The 2,268-nt window shown below is 26.5% G+C and carries 4 protein-coding genes; 3 read left to right on the top strand and 1 reads right to left on the bottom strand.

Translation table 11 applies throughout. From position 1 onward, the window contains the following. Positions 1–206 (bottom strand): hypothetical protein (locus VLM92_RS01725; protein WP_325274630.1); only part of this gene is annotated, 206 nt, incomplete at its 3' end. A 439-nt stretch (positions 207–645) separates the two neighbouring features. Between VLM92_RS01725 and VLM92_RS01720 the strand changes: the two genes are divergently transcribed. The 3 genes from VLM92_RS01720 to VLM92_RS01710 all read left to right on the top strand — a co-directional run bounded on the left by VLM92_RS01720 (position 646) and on the right by VLM92_RS01710 (position 2,243). Continuing rightward, positions 646–1,128 (top strand): hypothetical protein, encoded by a 483-nt coding sequence (locus tag VLM92_RS01720; RefSeq protein ID WP_325274629.1) that lies wholly within the window; start codon positions 646–648, stop codon positions 1,126–1,128. Positions 1,129–1,143: 15 nt separating this feature from the next. After that, positions 1,144–1,917: a hypothetical protein gene (locus VLM92_RS01715; RefSeq protein ID WP_325274628.1), complete on the top strand. Its 774-nt coding sequence runs from the start codon at positions 1,144–1,146 to the stop codon at positions 1,915–1,917. Between the two features lie 149 nt (positions 1,918–2,066). After that, positions 2,067–2,243, top strand: coding sequence for a hypothetical protein (locus VLM92_RS01710; protein WP_325274627.1), 177 nt, complete (start codon positions 2,067–2,069; stop codon positions 2,241–2,243). Positions 2,244–2,268: the final 25 nt, after the last annotated feature.

Below are 2,268 nucleotides of genomic sequence, written 5' to 3'. Positions count from 1 at the left end.
TTAACTAAGCTATCATATATCTTACATTTCATATTCTTTAAACTATCATTTGCCTTAACTGTACCTATATTTTCTGCTTCTACTATTTCCATTAATTGATCTCGAGTTAATCTATTTAATATCCTGTAAGCTTTTTCTTCGTAGTCTGCAAGTTGGTAATAATTCGTGTAGTTTATTGATAGTAATTCATTTATTATATTTTCCATTTTGTACCCCCTTAAATTTGGCTATACTTATACTATGTATTTGTTGCACATTGTGTTACAAATTTAATAAATCTTTTCAACTAGGTACTTGGATATTTTTAACATTACTTTATCCACATTATCCACAGGGTTAGAAACACTTAAAACTATTGCAATTACACCACCACACAAAAAGTTGTTATGCAAAATTTTCGCACTACACAAAAATGTGTGCTGCGCATTACACAAAAAGTTGCGCTGCGCACCACACAAAAATGTGTTGCTATTCTATAATCATTAATTCTATTATCATAATTCTATTATCATATATATAAATATTAAAATACTTACTTGCTTTTAATAAAAACACTAAATAATAAATAATTATAAAATAGACTTGTAACATTTTATCAAATAGGATATAATATATAATATAAAGATTAATAAAGAGGTGATAATATTGAGAAAATTATCTAAGTTTTGGCAAAATTACAACCTAGACTTAAGAGCAGCTACAGAAGAACAATCTCCAAGAATGAAAAAAACAAATGTAAAAGATTTTGAAACTAAATTTAATATTTCAGACTTAATGCTTTCTATAATGACAGATAAAAGGCTTAATTCAACTGAAAAAGCTTTAATAGGTTTATTTATAGAAGAAACATTAGCTGCAGCACAAACTTACAATGATGGAGAAAAAGACATTAATGTTTTAACTTTTCCATTTGAAATAAATGTAGATAAAGATACATCAATTACATTAGCTGCAGCTTTAACAACTAAAAAAATATCATGTATCTTAGATATATCGTTGCCAACAGTATTTAATAATATATCAAGCTTAAAAGAAAAAGGAATAATAACTTTTGACAGATATAAGTTTGGGGAATTTGCAAGGATAGGATTTAATATAGGATACTTGGTATTGAATTATTATAAATAAATGGAGGTAAAAGGAATGAGATTTCAAATTCATAGGCTGCAACAATCAGTATTAGTAGAATTAGGACTAAATACAGAAGATGCGCTGCTGCTAGATTGGTTGCTTAATTGGAAAGATGGTAACTCAATGAAACATATAACAGTAGGAAACGATTTAGCTTATTGGGTAAATTATGGAAAAGTAGTAGAAGAATTACCTATACTATTCAAACAAGTTGAAGAAGGAATGACAGAAGAAGCTGCAGCAAAAGTAGAAAGAAACAATAAAACAAAAGTAGGAAGAATGTTAAAAGGCAATCTTTCAAAGGTTTTAAAGCAGCATAAAGTAAATACTCAAAATGGAACAGATATATATTTATCATTAAATAGGGACTTAATTCAAGCACTTTTAAACGGTGGAAATAAAAAAGCCACTACTGCGCCAACAGTAGAAGCTGCTAAAGAAAATATTCAATCTAATAATAATATATGCAATCCTAATATAAATAATACACATGTGCAAAATAAAAATATACAGGAAAATAATACTATTAAGCTTCTTAAAGAAAATAATATTAAAAATATAAATGAAAAAGAAGCCATTGAAATTTTTACTGATTTATCAAAGCTTAAAAAGTGCATAGAACGAGTTGGAAAAGTAAGGCAATACAAATATTTACTAACAACTTACAAAGACTTTACAGAAGCTTCTAAAAGCAATAAAGGTATAAATAGTTATGAAGGCGATTGGATAAATGACCATGACATAGATGAAAGAATTGAAAGAAGTCAAATGTTGAAATATAGCTAAATAAAAAAGTAGTCTATAAACACAAATTATAGGCTACTTCCAAAACTAGAATGAAAATTAGATTAATTAGATAATAGCATAAATTAGAATAAAATTAAAGGGATTAATAAAGTAATAAAATATAATTTTTATTTAATAGGAGGAAAAATATGTTTAATATAGGGGATAAAGTAAAAGTAAAATTACACGATAAAAATATTATTAGGATAGGAGAAATAACAACTATTGGCAAGACAACTGAAAATGCCTATACAGTAGTTTTCCCAAGTGGGAAAAGTTCGTTTTTACTCGAAACAGAACTTGAATTAGCAGAAGATAAAAAATAAATTTTATAATTAAAATTAAAGGGGA

It is taken from the genome of Romboutsia sp., from assembly GCF_035470145.1.
Lineage (GTDB): Bacteria > Bacillota > Clostridia > Peptostreptococcales > Peptostreptococcaceae > Romboutsia_D.
Note: the sequence above shows the minus strand (reverse complement) of the source record. Positions and strands in the feature narration are given on the sequence as shown.

What these genes read in the sequence shown, in the direction of transcription:
- VLM92_RS01710 (WP_325274627.1), top strand. Translation starts at nt 2,067, where the DNA reads ATGTTTAATATAGGGGATAAAGTAAAAGTAAAATTACACGATAAAAAT.
- VLM92_RS01715 (WP_325274628.1), top strand. Translation starts at nt 1,144, where the DNA reads ATGAGATTTCAAATTCATAGGCTGCAACAATCAGTATTAGTAGAATTA.